This window comes from Streptomyces sp. NBC_01006 (genome assembly GCF_045162725.1).
In the GTDB taxonomy this organism is placed as follows: Bacteria; Actinomycetota; Actinomycetes; order Streptomycetales; family Streptomycetaceae; genus Streptomyces.
The window spans coordinates 3,026,810-3,045,816 of the sequence record NZ_CP108700.1 but is presented as its reverse complement, the minus strand read 5'-3'; the positions used below and the strand labels follow the sequence as shown (position 1 = coordinate 3,045,816).

General features: G+C 70.5%; 13 protein-coding genes. 5 read left to right on the top strand and 8 right to left on the bottom strand.

From position 1 onward, the window contains the following. The first annotated feature begins 89 nt into the window (after positions 1-89). On the top strand, positions 90-1,580 hold the full coding sequence (locus OG509_RS13815) for a M28 family metallopeptidase (RefSeq protein WP_406182851.1): 1,491 nt from the start codon (positions 90-92) through the stop codon (positions 1,578-1,580). An 89-nt stretch (positions 1,581-1,669) separates the two neighbouring features. Here OG509_RS13815 and OG509_RS13810 read toward each other — a convergent pair whose 3' ends face one another. From OG509_RS13810 to pepN, 3 genes are all read right to left on the bottom strand, one after another. Then, positions 1,670-4,996: a S8 family serine peptidase gene (locus OG509_RS13810; protein WP_406182849.1), complete on the bottom strand. Its 3,327-nt coding sequence runs from the start codon at positions 4,994-4,996 to the stop codon at positions 1,670-1,672. A gap of 355 nt (positions 4,997-5,351) precedes the next feature. Then, positions 5,352-6,311: a hypothetical protein gene (locus OG509_RS13805; RefSeq protein ID WP_406182847.1), complete on the bottom strand. Its 960-nt coding sequence runs from the start codon at positions 6,309-6,311 to the stop codon at positions 5,352-5,354. A gap of 168 nt (positions 6,312-6,479) precedes the next feature. Next, positions 6,480-9,062, bottom strand: a complete 2,583-nt coding sequence (gene pepN / locus OG509_RS13800; RefSeq protein ID WP_406182845.1) for an aminopeptidase N — start codon at positions 9,060-9,062, stop codon at positions 6,480-6,482. Positions 9,063-9,187: 125 nt separating this feature from the next. On the opposite strand from pepN, the gene OG509_RS13795 reads away from it, so the two are divergent. Continuing rightward, complete coding sequence (locus tag OG509_RS13795; RefSeq protein ID WP_406182843.1) at positions 9,188-9,838, top strand: DsbA family protein; 651 nt, start codon at positions 9,188-9,190, stop codon at positions 9,836-9,838. A 122-nt stretch (positions 9,839-9,960) separates the two neighbouring features. Here OG509_RS13795 and OG509_RS13790 read toward each other — a convergent pair whose 3' ends face one another. The 3 genes from OG509_RS13790 to OG509_RS13780 form a co-directional block, all read right to left on the bottom strand. Continuing rightward, positions 9,961-10,617 (bottom strand): superoxide dismutase, encoded by a 657-nt coding sequence (locus tag OG509_RS13790; RefSeq protein WP_406182841.1) that lies wholly within the window; start codon positions 10,615-10,617, stop codon positions 9,961-9,963. 160 nt (positions 10,618-10,777) lie between these two features. Then, positions 10,778-12,193 (bottom strand): amino acid permease, encoded by a 1,416-nt coding sequence (locus OG509_RS13785; protein ID WP_406182839.1) that lies wholly within the window; start codon positions 12,191-12,193, stop codon positions 10,778-10,780. An 89-nt stretch (positions 12,194-12,282) separates the two neighbouring features. Then, complete coding sequence (locus OG509_RS13780) at positions 12,283-13,710, bottom strand: amino acid permease (RefSeq protein ID WP_406182837.1); 1,428 nt, start codon at positions 13,708-13,710, stop codon at positions 12,283-12,285. A 286-nt stretch (positions 13,711-13,996) separates the two neighbouring features. Between OG509_RS13780 and OG509_RS13775 the strand changes: the two genes are divergently transcribed. Next, positions 13,997-14,578 (top strand): biotin transporter BioY, encoded by a 582-nt coding sequence (locus tag OG509_RS13775; RefSeq protein WP_406182835.1) that lies wholly within the window; start codon positions 13,997-13,999, stop codon positions 14,576-14,578. Between the two features lie 84 nt (positions 14,579-14,662). Here OG509_RS13775 and OG509_RS13770 read toward each other — a convergent pair whose 3' ends face one another. Continuing rightward, positions 14,663-16,096 (bottom strand): amino acid permease, encoded by a 1,434-nt coding sequence (locus tag OG509_RS13770; RefSeq protein ID WP_406182834.1) that lies wholly within the window; start codon positions 16,094-16,096, stop codon positions 14,663-14,665. 218 nt (positions 16,097-16,314) lie between these two features. On the opposite strand from OG509_RS13770, the gene OG509_RS13765 reads away from it, so the two are divergent. After that, positions 16,315-16,800, top strand: a complete 486-nt coding sequence (locus tag OG509_RS13765) for a ribose-5-phosphate isomerase (RefSeq protein ID WP_406182832.1) — start codon at positions 16,315-16,317, stop codon at positions 16,798-16,800. Between the two features lie 72 nt (positions 16,801-16,872). Then, on the top strand, positions 16,873-17,679 hold the full coding sequence (locus OG509_RS13760) for an Fpg/Nei family DNA glycosylase (protein ID WP_406182830.1): 807 nt from the start codon (positions 16,873-16,875) through the stop codon (positions 17,677-17,679). A gap of 17 nt (positions 17,680-17,696) precedes the next feature. On the opposite strand, the gene OG509_RS13755 is transcribed toward OG509_RS13760, so the two are convergent. Beyond that, the gene (locus OG509_RS13755) at positions 17,697-18,932 is read right to left on the bottom strand and encodes a GNAT family N-acetyltransferase (protein ID WP_385577500.1); all 1,236 of its coding nucleotides are present in this window, start codon (positions 18,930-18,932) and stop codon (positions 17,697-17,699) included. Positions 18,933-19,007: the final 75 nt, after the last annotated feature.

The window sequence follows — 19,007 nt, the reverse complement described above, 5'->3', positions numbered from 1 at the left end:
TTTTGCCAGGTGGAGGCCGGTTACGGTCCGGTCTGTCGCGTCCGGTCGACGGACGGGCATTCCGCATATCGAACTCGGGGAGAACCACCGTGCGCGCCATCCGCCACCGCCGCCGGTCCATACCGGCCCTCGCCGCCCTCGCGGCCGCCGCCGTCGCGGCACCCGTCCTGCTGACCGCCACCCCGGCGGCCGCCCACCCGCGCGAGGGCAGGCTGGCCAAGGAGCTGGTCGAGGAGGTCACCGCCCGCGGGGCTTACCGCCACCTGGCGAAGTTCCAGCAGATCGCCGACGCCAACGGCGGCAACCGCGCCGCGGGCACCCCGGGCCACGCGGCCTCCGCCGCCTACGTCCACGACACCCTGAAGAAGGCCGGGTACGACGTCTCCTACCAGGACTTCGACATCTACGAGGCGCACACGAAGACGGAGAGGACCACCGTCCTCGCCGGCGTCGACGGCGCGCCGCGCGAGCTGGCCGCCGCCGCCTTCACCTTCACCAAGTCCACCCCGGCCGGCGGCCTGACCGCCCCGCTCGCCCTCGCCCGGGTCGACGAGACCCCCGGCTGCACGGCCGACGACTACGCGAGCGGCACCTTCACCGGGAAGATCGCCCTGGTCAAGCGCGGCTCCTGCACCTTCGTGGAGAAGCAGAAGGCCGCCGCCGCGGCCGGCGCCCTCGGTGTGATCGTCTACAACCACAGCGGGACCACCCCGGTCCGGGGAGGCTTCTCCTCGCCCGCCGAGGGGATCATCCCGAGCGCCGGCCTGACCCTCGCCGACGGCGAGGCGCTGGCCGCGGCCGCCGCCGGGGGCGAGGTGACCGTACGCCTGGACCTGGACCAGGAGCACGTGAAGAAGACCACCCGCAACGTGGTCGCCGAGACCCGGGGCGGCCGCTCCGACCGCGTCGTCACCGTCGGCGCCCACCTGGACTCGGTCCCCGAGGGCCCGGGCATCAACGACAACGGCTCCGGCTCGGCGGGCCTGCTGGAGGTGGCCCTCAAGCTCGCCGACGAGGGCGCCAACAAGAAGGGCAAGGGCCCCGCGAACAAGGTCCGCTTCGCCTGGTGGTCGGCCGAGGAACTCGGCCTGCTGGGCTCCGAGCACTACGTGGCGCAGCTGTCCGAGAAGCAGAAGAAGGACATCGCGCTCTACCTGAACTTCGACATGACCGCCTCGCCGAACCCGGTGCAGTTCGTCTACGACGGCGACGACTCGGACAAGACCGGCGAAGGCGCCGGCCCGGCCGGCTCGGCGCAGATCGAGGCGCTCATCAACGGCTTCCTCGACAAGAAGCACAAGCCGCACGAGGGCAGCGACTTCGACGGCCGCTCGGATTACGGCCCGTTCATCGCGAACGGCATCCCGGCCGGCGGTACGTTCACCGGCGCCGAGGGCATCAAGACCGCCGAGCAGGCCAAGCGGTACGGCGGCACGGCGGGGGCACCGTACGACCCGAACTACCACGGGGCGGGCGACACCCTGAAGAACCTGGACCTGAAGGCCTTCGACACCAACCTGGACGTCATCGCCCACGCGGTCGGCACGTACGCCCAGGACCTGAGCTCGCTGGGCAAGTAGCCGGCGCGCGGTCCCGCGGGGGGACGGCGAAGGGGCGGGCGCCCGATCCGGGCGCCCGCCCCTCCGTCATGCGATCAGCCGGTCACCCGTTACGGGAGGACCTTCTCGATCTGGACGCTGCCGGTGCCGGCGGCGGTGCCGCGGGCGTTGAGCAGCTTGACCTCGCCGAAGAACTGACGGCCCTCGGGGGCCGGAGCGGCGGCGAGGACGTTCGCCGTGACGGACGCCGAGGCGCCGTTGGCGAGGTTCACCGCGGCGGCCTCGTCGACCTGGACGGCGCCCAGGGCGGACGAGAAGTACACGTCGCGGTAGTCGTACGTGGTGGACCCGGACGGAACGGCGTAACCGTCCACCTGGATGGTGTAGGTACCGGCGGCCGGGTTGAGCAGGGTCACGGCCTCCTCGGAGTCGCCGTCGGCGGAGGAGCCGACCTTCACGCCGTCCTTGAGGACGGTGAGGTCGAGGTCGGCACCGGCGTCGGAGACACCGCCGATGGCCACGTCCAGGCGGGTGACACCCTCACCGATGGTGACGGTGCTCGTCTGGCTCTCGCCGTTCGCGATGGTCGGCTTGGCGACCTTCGCGGAGCCGAGCGGGCCGCCCTGGAGCTTGCCGCCGCTGATCGCCGCGGCGTCGTTCTTGATGGTCCACTGGACCGGGGCCGGGGTGCCCTGCTTCACCTCGGGCAGGACCTTGACCGCCGGGTCGAAGGCCGCGCCCAGGACGCTGACGTCCAGCTTGAACGGGTTGTCGAGCAGCGGCGACGTACGGCGCGACTCGACCTCGATCTCCCAGACGCCCGGCGTCGGGTTCGCGTACGAACGCAGGTCGGGGCGGCACAGGTTGGCCGGGTTGTCGTAGTTCGGGTAGCACTGGGTGGTCGCGCTGTCCTCGACGCCCACACCGTACGGGTGGATCGAGATGAAGCGCGTCTGGCTGCCCGGCTTGAGACCGCCCAGGGCGACCTCAAGGGACTTCGCGCCCTGCGGGACGGTCACGAAGTACGACTTGTGGCTGTTGCGCTGCACCGAGGAGGTGTCCGACATCGTGAACGACGGCTTCGCCAGCGGCGTGGAGGCGACGACCGTGGTCAGGATCTGCTTGTCGATGCCCTCGGTGGTCTCGTCGTCCAGCTGCAGGATGCCGCTGTGGACGCCGGCCGTCTTGGGCTTGGCCTCGACCTTGATGGTGACCGGCTTGTTCAGCGGCAGCGTCACGTAGTCGTAGTCGCCGACGACCTTGAACGTGCCGTCGTTGTTGCGCCAGCTCAGGTTGTGCCGGGTGCCGTACTTGACGCCCGTGGTGCGGGTGACGACGACGTCGTAGACCTTCTTCTGGCCGACCTTGAGGCCGCCCTCGCGGTCGTAGAGGCCGGTGCCGAAGCCCGGGGTCTTCAGGAACTGGTCGATCGCGGTGTCCACCGGGGCCTTGACCGTGAACTCGTTGGCCTTGGCGTCGCGCTGGAGGGACTCCCACGCGTCGACGATGTTGATGAGGCCCGCGCCCTGGGCGTGCGCCGGGACGTCGTCGATCTTCTTCGCGGTGCTGGTGAGCGCGACGCGCAGGCTCGCCGGGGTGACCGTCATGTGCTGCTGCTTGGCGGCCGAGAGCAGCAGGGCGCTGGCGCCCGTCGCCTGCGGCGAGGACATCGAGGTGCCCTGCAGCATCGAGTAGCCGGCCGGCAGGTTGTAGCCGGCCTCCTTCACCGGGGAGCCGGGCAGCCAGGTCTGCGTGGTGTTGATGGCCGCGCCGGGGGCGGTGATGGTCGGCGTGAAGCCGCCGTCCTCACGCGGACCGCGCGAGGAGAACGGGAACATGTTGTACTTCTTGGTCACGCCGGAGCCGTAGTTCGCGGCCCAGGTCTCCTTGGAGACCGCGGCACCCACGGAGATGACCTTGTCCGCGAGACCGGGGTCGCCGATGGTGTTGACACCGGGGCCCTCGTTGCCCGCCGAGATGACGAGCTGGACACCGTAGGTGTCGATGAGGTTCTTGTAGAGCTCGGCGCGGGCGTTGTTGCCGTCGTTCAGCGCCGGCAGGCCGCCGATGGACATGTTGACGATGTCCACACCGCGGTTGACGACGAGGTCGATCATGCCCTCGGTCAGCGCGACGTTGGTGCAGCCGCCGGACCAGGAGCAGGCGCGCGAGGAGACGATCTTCGCGCCGGGCGCCTCGCCGTTCATCTTGCCGCCGAAGAGGCTGTTGGCGGCGGTGATGCCGGCGACGTGCGTGCCGTGCTCGGACTCGATGATGCCGATGTTGACGAAGTCGGCCTTCTTGCCGACCCAGTCCCCGCCCAGCGGGTCCATCGGGACGTCCTTGCGGATCTGGATCACGAACGGGATCCGCTCGGCGACGTCGGTCGCCGGGTTGTCCGTGCCGAAGTAGCCGATCTGGTAGCCGTCCTTGTACGGCTTCATCGGCTCGTTGTTCGTGAAGTCGCCGTCCTGGTCGGTGTCGACGCGGACGGTGCCGGCGGCGGCGTCGTAGAGCATGCCGAACCGGTCGGTGGTGTCCCCGTCCCGGTTGACGTCGCCCTTCGCGTCACCGGTGGCGGTGATCGACTCGCTGAACCGGCTCCACTGGTACGAGCCCTCCGGAGCCTTCCAGCTCTGGCCGCCCGCGGAGAAGGTGCCGCCCGCGGCCGTCACCGGGGTGATCTGCGCGCGCCAGGTGGCGTCGTTGTCGGTGATCGGGTCGGTCGCGGTGACCCAGTCGACGATCTTGCGCTCACCGGTGGTGGTCTTCTGGAGCGCCGGGTGGCCGAGGTCGACGCCCGAGTCCAGGATGCCGATGGTCACGCCGCGGCCGTCGGCCTGCGGGTTCTTGGCGACGAAGTCCACCGCGCCCGTCTCGAAGGACGGGTTGTACGGGTTCTTCGCGGGGGTGTTCTTGTCCGGCCCCGGGTAGGTCTCGGAGGCGGTCTTCCCCACCGTCCCCGAATCCTTGCCCGCGTCGGGACGCGGGTCCGAGAGCTGGATCTCGTGCTTGAGGTCCAGGGCGTGCACCGAGGACAGCTTCGCGGCCGCCTTCAGCGCGGCCTCGGCCTTGGCGGTCGGCAGCGTGGCCCGCACGTAGCCGAGCTTGTCGTTCGTCTGCCCGACCGAGGCGCCCTGGACCGCACCGAGCTGGTCGGCGACCTGCTTGGTCTGGCCGGGGGCGGTGGCCACCATGACGGTGACGGTCGCGTCACCCTTGGCCTTGGCCTGCTGGAGCAGCTCGGCGTCCGCCGAGCCGATCTTCTCGTCGGCGGACTTGACGGCCGGGCTCGTGCCCGGGGTGCCGGCGGGGCCGGTCGCCGCGAACACGGGCATCGCGCCCGCGGTCGCCAGCGCGGCGACCAGGCCGGCCGCGGCCGCGACGCGCGCGACGCGTCTGGCCCCGGGTATGGAGCTGGGGGATTCGAGGGTCATCAGCATCCCTGGATAAGTGAAAGATACGGTCCGGATTTCGGTGCCGGATGACCGGTCAGCTTTGCGCAACCGACCGCTCTTTGGGGAGGCCTGTCATTGACCGAGACCTGACATGGCGGACTCTCGCCAGGTCGGGTCATATGCCATCGAGGCCGTACCGGGGCGTACTCACGCGAATCGCAGGGGTTGAAAAGTTTCTTTGTCGACTTCCCGACCTCGTCGCGAGGGTGTGGAGGTGTGCGGTCTCGGATCGGGTGTGACAACTTCGGGCGTCTCAGCGCACGCGCGTGCGCGCGTGATGCTCCGTCAGGCGGGCCTGCGGGCCTACGGGACCGGCCGGCGTCGGCCGGCTCCCTCACCTGGGCAGGACGACCAGGTACGCGGCCGGTTCGCGGTCGGCGGACGCCGTCAGCGCGGTCCGGACCACCGCGGCCTGCTGCTCGGGCCAGTCGCGCAGCTTGCGCGGGGTGATGTGCAGGACGGTCACCCCGAGCCGCTCCAGGGTCTCCCGCTTGCGGACGGCCTCCGAGAACTGCTCGTCCTCGCCCTGCCGGGGCGCTCGGGTGTCGATCTCCACGGCGACGGCCTGGTCGGGCCAGTACGCGTCGACCCCGCCGAGGTGCGGCCCGCCGGGCAGGCGCAGGTCCACGTTCCAGACCGGCTCGGGGAGCTCGTGGCCCCGTACGAGCTGGTACAGCCGGTCCTCGGCGATGGCCCGGCCCTCCGCGAGCAGGGACTCGACGGCGTCCACGACGTGGGGGCGGTTCAGCAGCCGGGCTACCGTCAACTCCCGTACGACGGCGGCGGGTTCGCAGTGCCCGCCGCGGACGGCCTCGCTGAGCAGGCGGCGTACGGTGCCGGCGTCGGAAAGTTGGGAGACCGCGTCGGCCAGCGCCCGGGCCACGGGGGCGACGGGCACCCCGGTCACCTGCTGCGGGCGGGGCGGGGTGTGCGTCCGCACGATCCGGACGGTGCCGACGGAGCGGAGCCGGCGGGTGTGGGGCACCAGTACGTCGATCTGCGTGAGGGCGAGCAGCGCGGGCGCGGAGGCGAACCGGTACAGCGCGAGGGCCGCGAGCCCGGTGATCATGGCCTCGCCGCCGCGGCGACCCGCGTACAGCAGGGCGGCGTGCAGGCGCTCCTCGCTGGTCGCGGCGCCGGGGTGGAGGAGGAACACCCCCGGCAGGATCTCCTGCCAGGGCCGCTCGGCGGCTTCGGAGGCGCTGACGCCGTGCTCGCGGAGCTGGGCGAGGCTCATGACGCGGGGGCGGCTGCCGGTGAGGTGGGCGAGGGGGAGGGGTGTGTTGTGGTTCATGCGGCGGAGATTCCCGCCTGCCCCGGCCCCGCTAACCCTTGTTACGCACTCGTCGACAAAACCGGACAAGACCGCACTAAAGTACGGCCGTTCGAAAGCCGATAGCGCCGTTCGTATCCCTCGGCGGGGCCGGTCCGCCACGACGGACCGGCCCCGCCCACGCGTTCGCTAGACCGCGGCCGAACCCGCGGCCGAACCCGCGGCGGAAGCCGCGTCGCAGGCCTGCGCCCGCAGCGCCCGCGCCAGGTCGTCACGGGCCTCCAGCACCAGGCGGCGCAGCGCCGGAGCGGCATCGGCGTGCGCGGCGAGCCAGGCGTCCGTGGCGGCCAGCGTCGGCTCCGAGTCCTCCAGCGAGGGGTACATCCCCTTCACCACGTGCATGCCGATCTGGATCGACCGGTCCGCCCAGATCCGCTCGATCACCTCGAAGTAGCGCCCCGCGTACGGCGCCAGCAGGGCCCGCTGCGAAGGCTGCTGCATGCCCGCGATCGTCGCCTCCACCAGCGCGTTCGACAGGGCGTCCGACTCGACGACCGCCGCCCACGCCTGGTCCTTGACCGCCTCGGACGGCCGCGCCGCGAGGCACCGCACCTGGTGCCGCTTGCCCGACGCCGTGTCGTCGCGCGCCAGTTCCGCCGTCAGCACGGCCTCGTCCACCGCGCCGTGCGCGGCCAGCGGCAGCAGGAAGTCCCACCGCAGCTCCTGGTCCACGTCCAGCCCGTCGATCCGCGCCGAACCCTCCAGCAGCCCCAGCAGCAGCTGGAAGTCGCCCTCCGTCGCCGCGCCCGCCGCGAAGAAGCGGGCCCAGGTCAGCTGGTGCTCCGAGCCCGGCTCCGCCAGCCGCAGCTCCTGCAGCGCGACCGCCGACAGCACCCGGCCGCCCTGCTCGCGCCAGTCTGCCGCCGCGTAGTGCGTGACCGCGGCCAGCACCTGCGAGTGCAGCATCTGGAGCACGCCGACGTCGCTCTCGCGGCCGGCGTGGGCCAGCACCATCGAGATGAAGTCGCGCGCCGGCATCAGCCCGTCACGCGTCAGGTTCCACAGCGCCGACCAGCACAGCGCCCGCGTCAGCGGGTCCGCCACGCTCCCGAGCCGCTGGCGCAGCGTCGCCAGCGAGCCCTCGTCGAAGCGCATCTTGCAATACGTGAGGTCGTCGTCGTTGACCAGCACCAGGTCGGGCCGCTCCTGCCCGGCCAGCTTCGCCACGACCGTCGAGGCGCCGGCCACGTCCGCCTCGGCCCGCGCGTAGCGGACCAGCGCGCCGTCCTCCAGCCGGTACAGGCCGACCGCCACCCGGTGGGGGCGCAGCTCGTCGCCCTCCTGCACCACCGACAGCTCGGTCACCCGGCCGCCCGCGTCGTACGTCACCACCGGCGTCAGCACGTTCACGCCGGCCGTCTGGAGCCAGGCCCGCGACCACTCGGCCATGTCCCGCCCGGAGACCTCGCCGAGCACCGACAGCAGATCGTCCAGCGTGGTGTTCCCGTACGCGTTGGCCTTGAAGTAGCGCCGCGCGCCCTCCAGGAACGCGTCCCGGCCCACGTACGCGACGAGCTGCTTGAGCACCGCCGCGCCCTTGGCGTACGTGATGCCGTCGAAGTTGAGCTTCGCGTCCTCCAGGTCACGGATGTCGGCCGTGATCGGGTGCGTGGAGGGGAGCTGGTCGGCCCGGTACGCCCACGCCTTGCGGTTGTTGGCGAAGGTCACCCACGCCTGGTCGAAGCGGGTCGCCTCCACCTGCGAGAAGGAGCCCATGAAGTCCGCGAAGGACTCCTTCAGCCACAGGTCGTCCCACCACTTCATGGTGACGAGGTCGCCGAACCACATGTGGGCCATCTCGTGCAGGATCGTGTTGCAGCGGCGCTCGTACGCGGCCCGCGTCACCTTGCCGCGGAAGATGTACTCCTCGCGGAAGGTCACCATCCCCGGGTTCTCCATCGCGCCCAGGTTGTACTCGGGCACGAAGGCCTGGTCGTACTTCCCGAAGGGGTACGGGTAGTCGAAGTGCTCGTGGAAGAAGTCGAAACCCTGCTTGGTGACGAGGAAGACGTCGTCCGCGTCGAAGTGCTTCGCCAGCCCCTTGCGGCAGATCGCGCCCAGCGGGATCGTCAGGTCCCCGCGCGTGTAGGTGTCCGTCACGTAGTGGTACGGGCCCGCCACCACGCAGGTGATGTACGTGGAGATCGGCGCGGTCTCGGCGAAGCGCCGGGTCTGGCCCTCGCGGGACTCCTCGGCGCCGTTGCTCCAGACGTGCCAGCCCTCCGGCGCGGTCACCTCGAAGCGGTACGGGGCCTTCAGGTCGGGCTGCTCGAAGTTCGCGTACACGCGGCGGGCGTCGGCCGGCTCGTACTGCGTGTAGAGGTAGACCTCGCCGTCCTCCGGGTCGACGAAGCGGTGCATGCCCTCGCCCGTCCGGCTGTACGCGCAGTTCGCGTCCACCACCAGGACGTTCTCGGCGGCCAGATCGGCCAGGGCGATCCGCGCCCCGTCGAAGACGGCCGCCGGCTCCAGCTCCCGCCCGTTGAGGGTGACGGAGTTCACCGACGGGGCGACGAGGTCGGCGAAGGTGGCCGAGCCGGGGGCCGCGGCCCGGAAGCGGATCGTGGTCACCGAGCGGAAGGTCCGCGGACCCTCGGCCGATTCGGCCTCGTCCACGGCGGACCTCAGGTCGAGGACCACCTCGTACCCGTCGACGGACAGCAGCTCGGCCCGCTCGCGGGCCTCGTCACGGGACAGATTCTCTCCGGGCACGTGCACTCCTTCGTGCGTGATCGCGATACCTGACGGAATCCTCGCACGGGGGAATGCGGGCGGGCCCGGCCTGGTTGGCGAGGGGGAAACACGACCAGTGATGCACACGCGACTCGAGGAGAGACATGGCCGACACCCAGGTGCGCGAGAAGACCCCGGTCGACTTCTGGTTCGACCCGCTCTGCCCCTGGGCCTGGATGACGTCCCGCTGGATGCTGGAGGTCGAGAAGGTCCGTGACGTCGAGGTGCGCTGGCACGTGATGAGCCTCGCCGTCCTCAACGAGAACAAGCTCGACGAGCTGCCCGAACGCTACCGCGAGCTGCTCGGCCCCAAGGGCTGGGCGCCGGTCCGCGTCGTCATCGCGGCCCAGCAGAAGCACGGTGAGGAGATCACCGGCAAGCTCTACACCGCGCTCGGCACCCGCATCCACAACGAGGACAAGGGCGCGACCCGCGAGGTCATCGCCGAGGCGCTGGAGGAGGTCGGCCTGCCGGCCGAGCTGCTCGCCTACGCCGACTCCGACGAGTACGACCAGGTGCTGCGCGACTCCCACAACGACGGCATCGAGCGCGTCGGCCAGGAGGTCGGCACCCCGGTGATCTCCGTGCCCGGCGCCGCCAAGGGCGACGAGGTGGCCTTCTTCGGTCCGGTCGTCACCCCGACCCCGCGCGGCGAGGCCGCCGCCCGGCTGTGGGACGGCACCCTGCTGGTCGCCTCCACCCCCGGCTTCTACGAGATCAAGCGCACCCGCACCAAGGGCCCGTCCTTCGAGTAGGCCTGCTGTCGAACAGACGGAAGACCCCCGCAAGTCACGTCCTTGCGGGGGTCTTCCGTCGGACACGCCCGCACGCGAAGGTTGAGAAGACGATCACGAGGCGGACGGGCTTTTGGGACTGATCAGCCCTTGACGGGGATCAGCAGGGGGGTGTTCGCCTTGGCATCGGCGTAGCGCCCGGCCACGTCCTGCCAGTTGACGACGTTCCACATGGCCTCGATGAAGTCCACCTTCTGGTTCTTGTACTGCAGGTAGAAGGCGTGCTCCCAGGCGTCGAAGACCAGGATCGGCACCGATGCCTGGCCGACGTTGCCCTGGTGGTCGTAGACCTGCTCGACGATCAGACGGCCGCTGATCGGCTCGTACGCGAGCACGCCCCAGCCGGAGCCCTGCGTCGCGGAGGACGCGAAGGTCAGCTGCTTCCTGAACTTCGCGAAGGAGCCGAAGGACTCGGCGATCGCGTCGGCCAGGTCGCCGAGGCCGTCGGCCGCGGTGGGCTCGCCGCCGCCCTCGCCGGTCTTCGGGCTGGCCATGTTGTGCCAGTAGATGCTGTGCAGGATGTGGCCGGAGAGGTGGAAGGCCAGGTTCTTCTCCAGGCCGTTCAGCGCGCCCCAGTTCTCCTTGTCGCGCGCCTCCGCCAGCTGCTCCAGCGTGGTGTTGGCGCCGGCGACGTAGGCCGCGTGGTGCTTGTCGTGGTGCAGCTCGATGATCTGCGGGTTGATCACCGGCTCCAGCGCCGCGTAGTCGTACGGAAGCTCAGGAAGCGTGTAGATGGCCATGCGTGTTATCCGGTCCCCTCAGCGTGCCAACTGCTTATTGCAATCAATGCGCAACTGCACGCTAGCAGTATCTATTCCGGTGATCACGTAAGGGTCACCTCTGTGGAACGCGGAGGGGCCCCGTGCGAACGCACGGGGCCCATCGGGGACGGAGCGTGTCTCAGCGGGCGGTCGCCGCCCGGCGCTGCATCACGTAGCCGGTCGCCGCCAGGGCGGCGGTGAGGCCGCCGGTGAAGACCACCTGGACCCGGGTGTCCTGGTCCAGAACCATCAGGACCAGGACCCCGGCCACACCGGCCAGCGCCACCCAGGTCAGGTACGGGAAGCCCCACATCTTCACGACCAGCTTCTCCGGAGCCTCCCGCTCCAGCCGGCGCCGCAGCACGAACTGCGAGACGGCGATGAAGCCCCAGACGACGAGGATGACCCCGCCGACCATGTTCAGCAGCCAGGCGAACAGGGTGTCCGGGTACCAGTACGACAGCAGCACGGTGACGAAGCCGAACCCGCAGGAGGCGAGCACCGCGCGGCGCGGCACCCGGCCGCTGACCTTGCCCAGCGCCTTCGGGCCCTGGCCGCGGGAGACGAGCGAGTAGGCCATGCGCGAGGAGCCGTAGATGTTGGCGTTCATCGCCGACAGCAGGGCGATCAGGATGACCACGTTCATGATCTCGCCGGCGGCCGGGATCCCCAGGTGGTCCAGGGCGGCCGCGTACGGGCCGTCCTCGGTCACCGCCGGGTCGTTCCACGGCAGCAGCGTGACGATGACCAGCATGGAGCCGACGTAGACGATCGCGATCCGCCACATGGTGGTCTTCACGGCCCGGGCCACGCCCTTGACGGGGTTCTCCGACTCGGCGGCCGCGATGGTCACCGTCTCCAGGCCGCCGTACGCGACGACCGAGGCGAGCAGTCCGACCAGCAGGCCGTCCATGCCGTTGGGCAGGAACCCGCCGTCGTGCAGCAGGTTGGCGGTGCCGGGGGAGGAGGTGCCGGGCAGCAGGCCCAGGACGGCCAGCACGCCCAGGCCCAGGAAGAGCGCGATCGCAGCGATCTTGAGGGCGGCGAACCAGAACTCGAACTCGCCGAAGTTGGAGACGGCGGCCAGGTTGGTTCCGCAGAACAGCGCCATGAAGGCCAGTACCCACACCCAGGACGGGGTCCCGGGGAACCAGCCGGTCATGATGTGAGCCGCGCCGATCGCCTCGATGGCCACGCCCACGCACAGCAGGGTCCAGAACATCCAGCCGGCCGTGAACCCGGCCCACGGGCCGATCGCCCGGTCCGCGTGCACGGAGAACGAGCCGGAGGCGGGGTTCGCGGCCGACATCTCGCCGAGCATCCGCATCACGAACATCACGAGCAGACCGGACGCGGCGTACGCGATCACGATCGAGGGACCGGCGGCGGCGATGCCGGCGCCGGAGCCCACGAAGAGGCCGGCGCCGATGACCCCGCCGAGGGCGATCATCGAAAGGTGGCGCTGCTTGAGGCCGTTGCCGAGGGGGGATCCGCCGTCGGCCGGCGCTGCCGGGCCGTGCTGCTGTTCGGGGGGTGTGATGGTGCTCTGACTCATGGGGTCATAGTGCCCACTGTCCGGTTATCGAACATCAGCTGTCCAATATCCGGACAGTGGGCCGATATGTGCAGGCGTTGGCCCAGGCGTCAGGCCACCCGGCGCGCCCTGAGCTCGCGCACCCACGCCACCACGAGGACCGCCGCGGCCGCACCCGAGGACCACAGCAGCTGCGGCCGCGCCGAGTCGTCGAACAGCATCAGCACCAGCACCGCCGCCATGCCGAACAGCGCCACCCACGTCAGGTACGGGAAGCACCACATCCGCAGCGTCAGGCGCTCCGGCATCTCCCGCTCCAGCATCCGCCGCAGCTTCAGCTCCGAGACCGCGATCAGCGCCCACACGAACAGCAGCACCGCGCCGACCGCGTTGAGCATGTAGAGGAAGACCGTGTCCGGCCACAGCAGGTTCAGCACGACCGACACGAACCCGAAGCTCACCGAGGCGAACACGGCCCGGCGCGGCACCCCGCCGCCCGACACCTTCAGCAGCGCCTTGGGCGCATCGCCGCGCTCGGCCAGCGAGAACACCATGCGCGAGGAGCCGTACAGGTTGGCGTTGAGCGCCGACAGCAGCGCCACGAACACCACGATGTTCATGATCTGGCCGGCCCCCGGGATCCCGATGGAGTCCAGGACGGCGACGTACGGACTCTGCCCCGGCTCCAGCGAGTGCCACGGCAGCAGGGTCACGATGACCACCATCGAGCCGACGTAGAAGAAGAGGATGCGCCACACGGCGCTGCGCACCGCGCGGGCCACGGACTTGGCCGGGTCGTCGGACTCGGCGGCCGCGATGGTGACGACCTCCAGGCCGCCGAAGGCGAAGATGACCGCGAGCATGCCGGCGACCACCCCGCCGAAGCCCTCGGGGAAGAACCCGCCCTGGCCGGTCAGGTTGGCCATGCCGATGGGATCCGTGTCGGGCAGCAGGCCGAAGATCGCGAGCGTGCCGAGGATCAGGAAGAGGACGATTGCGCCGACCTTGAGGGCCGCGAACCAGAACTCGAACTCGCCGAAGTTCTTCACGGCGGCCAGGTTGCTGACGGTGAAGACCACCATGAAGATCAGCACCCAGACCCACTGGTCGACCGACGGGAGCCAGCTGTTCGCGATCTTCGCCGCGCCGGTGGCCTCCACCGCCAGCACCACGACCAGCAGGAACCAGTACAGCCAGCCCGCCGAGAACCCGGCCCAGCGCCCCAGCGCCCGCTCCGCGTACACGGAGAACGAGCCGGAGGCGGGCATCGCCGCCGACATCTCGCCGAGCGCGCGCATCACCAGCATGGCGAGGGCGCCCGCGAGCAGGTACGAGCAGATGATCGCGGGGCCGGCGATGCCGATGCCGGCGCCGGAGCCGACGAACAGCCCGGCGCCGATCACGCCGCCGAGGCCCAGCATGGTCAGGTGGCGCTGCTTGAGGCTGTGGCTGAGGGGTTCCACCGGAAACTCGGGCCCGCTGGGAAGGCTGGGCCCGGTCGGTCCTGTGGGAGGGGTGGTGGGCAAGCGGTCGCGCATGAGTGGATGCTCGTACTCTCGTGCTCGGCAGCGGCGGTGGGGGCTCCGCATTCGGATTGGCGGGACCCTACAGTCTCACCGGACGGCGCCCATCCGCGCAAAACGGACGTGTTGTCTGAATCTGGCTCGTGACGCGGATCACTCCACCTCAGGTGTGAACCCGCCTCTTTGTACACTCCCCACCAAACCGGTGAGCAGGGCTTTGTCCCGGCCGGAGGTGGGGCGGCGCCCGGCCGCGCACTAGCGTCGGTGATCGTCCCGTCACCCTCACCCCGCGGAGCCTCCGATGAGCACTGCTTCCGTCTCCTTCCGCCCCGGCGCCGTCCTGGCCGACCTGCTGCCCGCGAGCCGCGTCCGCGACATCGCGCTCGCCGCCGGCGGAGCCGCGCTCACCGGCCTCGCCGCGCAGATCGCCGTGCCCGTCCCCGGCTCCCCGGTCCCGGTCACCGGCCAGACCTTCGCGGCCCTGCTGGTCGGTACCGCGTTCGGCGCCCGCCGCGGCTTCCTCTCGCTCGCCCTGTACGCCCTCGTCGGCATGGCGGGCGTGCCGTGGTTCGCGGGTGGCACCTCCGGCGCGGGCGGTGCCTCGTTCGGCTACGTGCTCGGCATGCTCCTCGCCGCCACCGTCGTGGGCGCGCTGGCCCGCCGCGGCGCCGACCGCTCGGTCCTCCGTACGGCGGGCGCGATGGTGCTGGGCTCGGCCCTGATCTACGCCGTGGGCGTGCCGTACCTGGCGCTGTCCACCGGGATGTCCTTCGGCGCGGCCGTCGCGGCGGGGCTGACCCCGTTCCTGATCGGCGACGCGCTCAAGGCGGCGCTGGCGATGGGCCTGCTGCCCGCCACGTGGAAGCTGGTCGGCCGCAAGTAGCCGCCGGCCGCAGCGCAAGCACGACAGCCCCGGACCACGCGAAGTGGTCCGGGGCTGTCGTGTGTCCGCATACGTGATATGTGCCTAGACGCGCTCGGCGGCCTTGCGGCGCACGTCGCGCACCACGCCGATGATCAGAACGACGGCGGCGACCAGCAGCGACAGCGTGACCGTCTCGCGGTTGTCCTTGTCGTAGACCATGTAGCCCAGGACGAAGGTGATCATCGCGGCGGTGGCCCACGTCAGGTACGGGAAGAGCCACATCTTGACCGTCAGCTTGTCCGGCGCCTCGCGCACCAGGATCTTGCGCATCCGCAGCTGCGTCAGGCAGATCGCCAGCCACACGAAGAGCGCGATCGCACCCGAGGAGTTCAGCAGGAAGCTGAAGACGGTGTCCGGAGAGGTGTAGTTGAAGTAGACGGCGGCGAAGCCGAAGACCACGGAGCCCAGGATCGCGGCCGTGGGCACGCCCCTCTTGTTGACCTTGGCGAAGATCTTGGGCGCGTCACCGCGCTCGCCCAGCGAGAACGCCATGCGGGAGGCCGTGTACATGCCCGAGTTCAGGCAGGACAGCACGGCGGTCAGGACGATCACGTTCATGATCTGGCCGGCGTGCGCGATGCCGATGGAGTCCAGGGCGGCGACGTACGAGCCCTTGTCGACGATCGACTTGTCGTTCCACGGCAGCAGGGTGAGGACGATGAAGATCGAGCCCAGGTAGAAGACGCCGATGCGCCAGATCACCGAGTTGGTGGCCTTGGTGACCGCGCGGCGCGGGTCCTCGGACTCGCCGGCGGCCAGGGTGACGATCTCGCTGCCCATGAAGGAGAAGACGACCATCAGCACACCGGTGAGGATGGAGCCCCAGCCGTTCGGCATGAACCCGCCGGCGTCGGTGAGGTGGGCGAAGCCTGCGCCCGGGTTGTCCGAACCCGGCAGCACGCCGAAGACGGCGAGCATGCCGACGACCACGAAGGCGCCGATGGCGACGACCTTGATGCCGGCGAACCAGAACTCGAACTCGCCGTAGGAGGCGACGGAGCCGAGGTTGGTGATCGTCAGGACGGCCATCACGATCAGGGCCCAGCCCCACTGCGGGACGGCCGGGATCCAGCCCTCGAGGATCTTCGCGCCGGCGGTCGCCTCGACGGCGAGCACGACGACCCAGAAGAACCAGTACAGCCAGCCGATGGAGAAGCCGGCCCAGCGGCCGAGCGCGCGGTCGGCGTACGCGGAGAAGGAGCCCGAGTTGGGGCTGGCGGCGGCCATCTCGCCGAGCATCCGCATCACGAAGACGACCATCGCGCCGACGAGGAGGTACGAGATCAGGATGGCGGGGCCGGCCTTGGCGATACCGCCGCCGGAGCCGACGAACAGGCCGGCGCCAATGACGCCGCCGATGGCGATCATGGACAGGTGGCGGTTCTTGAGACCGGCCTTCAGACCGTCGGAGGGCTGACCGTCACCGTTGTTTCCGGTGGGGTTGCCTTCCTTCTGAAGGGTCGTCGTGGAGCTCATGGACGGATCCTTAGGTTCTCGGGTTGCGAGCCCCGGCATTCAAACCTGAGATGAACGCAGGGCGGAAGACCCCAATCCGGATCGTTGCGTAGGGACGAACGTCCAGGACCTTGGTCCCCCCTGTCCCATCTGCGCTCTTTGGGTTTACTTGAGCTTTAGAAGTGACTTACGCGACACCCTCTGCGGGCCTTCCGGCACGCTCGTGCCACACTCGTCCCATGCGCGTGTACCTCGGATCCGACCATGCCGGCTTTGAGCTCAAGAACCACCTGGTGGACTGGCTCAAGAACAACGGCCACGAGCCCGTCGACTGCGGGCCCCACATCTATGACGCGGTGGACGACTACCCGCCGTTCTGCCTGCGCGCCGCGGAGAAGACCGCCGCGGACGCCGACAGCCTCGGCATCGTCATCGGCGGCTCCGGCAACGGCGAGCAGATCGCCGCGAACAAGGTCAAGGGCGTGCGTGCCATCCTGGCCTGGAGCGTCGAGACCGCGAAGCTCGGCCGTGAGCACAACAACGCCAACGTGATCTCCGTCGGCGGCCGCATGCACACGCAGGACGAGGCCGTCGCCTTCATCGAGGCCTTCCTGGCGACCCCGTACTCCGGCGAGGAGCGCCACACCCGCCGCATCGACATGCTCTCCGCGTACGAGCAGACCGGTGAGCTCCCCCCGATCCCGGCCCACCACCCGCAGGGCTGATCTTCCGCTTCACCGTGCCGCCGAGGCTTCCGGCCCGGCGGCACGGCCGTTTCCAGAAGTAGGAGCTGTGCAGTGCCCGAGGGGCATACGATCCACCGCCTCGCCCAGGACCACACCGAGCGCTTCGCCGGGCAGCCGGTCCGGGTGAGCAGCCCGCAGGGCCGCTTCGCCGAGAGCGCCGCCCTGCTCGACGGGCGGGACCTGGAGAGTGCCGAGGCGCACGGCAAGCACCTGTTCCTGGAACTCGGCGACGCCTGGATCCACATCCACCTCGGCCTGTTCGGCAAGCTCGGCTTCGGCCCCGCCCCGGCGCCCCCGGCCACGGACACGGTCCGGCTGCGGCTGCTCAACCCGGAGCACTGGGCCGACCTGCGTGGCCCCACCGCCTGCGCGCTGATCGGCGAAGCCGAGAAGAAGGCGATACACGAGCGGCTCGGCCCCGACCCGCTGCGCCCGGCCGACGATCCGGACCGCGCCTGGAAGCGGATCTCCCGCTCCCGCACCACCGTCGCCGCCCTGCTCATGGACCAGAAGGTGATCGCGGGCGTCGGCAACGTCTACCGCGCCGAGGTCCTCTTCCGGCACGGCATCGACCCGTACCGGCTGGGCAAGGACCTCATGCGCGGCGAGTGGGACGCCATGTGGGCGGACCTGGCGGCGCTGATGCGCGAGGGCGTACGGAACAACCGGATCGACACCGTCCGCGATGAGCACCTGCCCGAGGCCATGGGCCGCCCACCGCGCGTGGACGACCACGGCGGCGAGGTGTACGTCTACCGCCGGGCGAGCATGCCCTGCCACATCTGCGGGACCGAGGTCCGCACCGCCGACCTCGCGGCGCGGAACCTCTTCTGGTGCCCCTCCTGTCAGACCCGGTGACGCCCTAGGGGGTATCCCTAGAACCCGTGCGGGAGCCAGGGCGCCACATCGGCGGTGAAGGCCCGCGAGGCCGCAGCCAGGGCCCCCGGGCGCAGCTCGCGCACCCGGCCGGCCGCCGCCAGCGAGGTCAGGGTGATCCCGCCGAGGTACGCCGAGCCCAGCTCCCGTACCGACAGCTCCAGGTCCGCCGGGTCCGCGGTCCGCGTACAGGCGACGGCGCCCTGCGCGTCGCGGACCAGCCGCCACCGCCCCTCGTTCCACGGGCAGAACGCGTCCTCGACCTCCATCACCACGTCCAGCGGGGCCCCGTACGCCCGCGCTTCCAGGGCCGCGGGCAGATCCACCAGCCGCAGGTGCAGCGAATCGCGCGGGCTCGGCCGTGAACGCCGGATGTCGCTGACCAGGTGGAGCAGCGGATCGTCCACCGGCCGCCTGGCCGCCCGTACGATCGCCGTCAGGTCGATCTCGAACAGGTAGCGCCACAGCGCGGCCGTCGCAGCCGGATCCAGCGCGTCGAGATCGGCAACCTCGACCTTGCCCTCCCAGCCCTGTGCCTCGTACGCGGGCCTGACCCGGTAGCGGGCGTACCCGACCACCTCGCCGTCCGCCCGCTCCGCCAGCACGCACTTGAGCGGCGAGGCGCCCTCGCGCATCGACTCCGGGTCCAGTACGGACACCCGCTCCCAGCCCGGCTGCCGCGCCGGCATACCGGGCCGCCGGGCGACCAACTCCCCGTACACCTGCTCGCACTCCGGCAGCGACTTCTCCGGGTCGACGAGCCGCAGCCGCACCTCGTCCGTCCCCGCAGGCACCGCGAGCCGTACGCGCGCGGTGTCGACGGTCACGGCCATGGCGTACGTCGCGGTGCCGTAGCCGAAACGCCCGTAGATCGCCGGTTCCGAGGCCGTCAGCACGGCGATCGGCTCGCCACCCGCCCGGACGTCGTCGAGCTGGCGGCGCATCATCGAGGTGAGCACCCCGCGCCGGCGGTGCGTGGGCGCGACACCCACCATCGTGACCCCGGCCGCCGGCACCAGCGCCCCGCCCGGCACCGACAGGCGGAAGGAGAAGGCGCCGGCCGAGCCGACGCAGGTCCCGCCGTCCCAGACGCCCAGGGAGCGCCCGAGCTCCGTCAGGGACTTGTAGAGTTCCCGCTCCTGGGGAGACTCCGGCACCCCGCCGAACGCCAGTTCCAGGTGGTCGTACCAGACATCCCACTCATCAGCCTGCAATACGCGCATCTCAAGAGCCATACGGCCATCCTTACCAGGGCATTCCGTCACAGTCGAAGGGTTTTCGACCGCCCGGAACCCGGCCGGAGACCCCAG

Coding starts and splice junctions, on each gene's coding strand:
- OG509_RS13780 (WP_406182837.1), bottom strand. CDS start 13,710: ATGCGCGACCGCTTGCCCACCACCCCTCCCACAGGACCGACCGGGCCC.
- OG509_RS13805 (WP_406182847.1), bottom strand. CDS start 6,311: ATGAACCACAACACACCCCTCCCCCTCGCCCACCTCACCGGCAGCCGC.
- OG509_RS13810 (WP_406182849.1), bottom strand. CDS start 4,996: ATGACCCTCGAATCCCCCAGCTCCATACCCGGGGCCAGACGCGTCGCG.
- OG509_RS13755 (WP_385577500.1), bottom strand. CDS start 18,932: ATGGCTCTTGAGATGCGCGTATTGCAGGCTGATGAGTGGGATGTCTGG.
- OG509_RS13765 (WP_406182832.1), top strand. CDS start 16,315: ATGCGCGTGTACCTCGGATCCGACCATGCCGGCTTTGAGCTCAAGAAC.
- OG509_RS13785 (WP_406182839.1), bottom strand. CDS start 12,193: ATGAGTCAGAGCACCATCACACCCCCCGAACAGCAGCACGGCCCGGCA.
- OG509_RS13770 (WP_406182834.1), bottom strand. CDS start 16,096: ATGAGCTCCACGACGACCCTTCAGAAGGAAGGCAACCCCACCGGAAAC.
- OG509_RS13775 (WP_406182835.1), top strand. CDS start 13,997: ATGAGCACTGCTTCCGTCTCCTTCCGCCCCGGCGCCGTCCTGGCCGAC.
- OG509_RS13795 (WP_406182843.1), top strand. CDS start 9,188: ATGGCCGACACCCAGGTGCGCGAGAAGACCCCGGTCGACTTCTGGTTC.
- OG509_RS13790 (WP_406182841.1), bottom strand. CDS start 10,617: ATGGCCATCTACACGCTTCCTGAGCTTCCGTACGACTACGCGGCGCTG.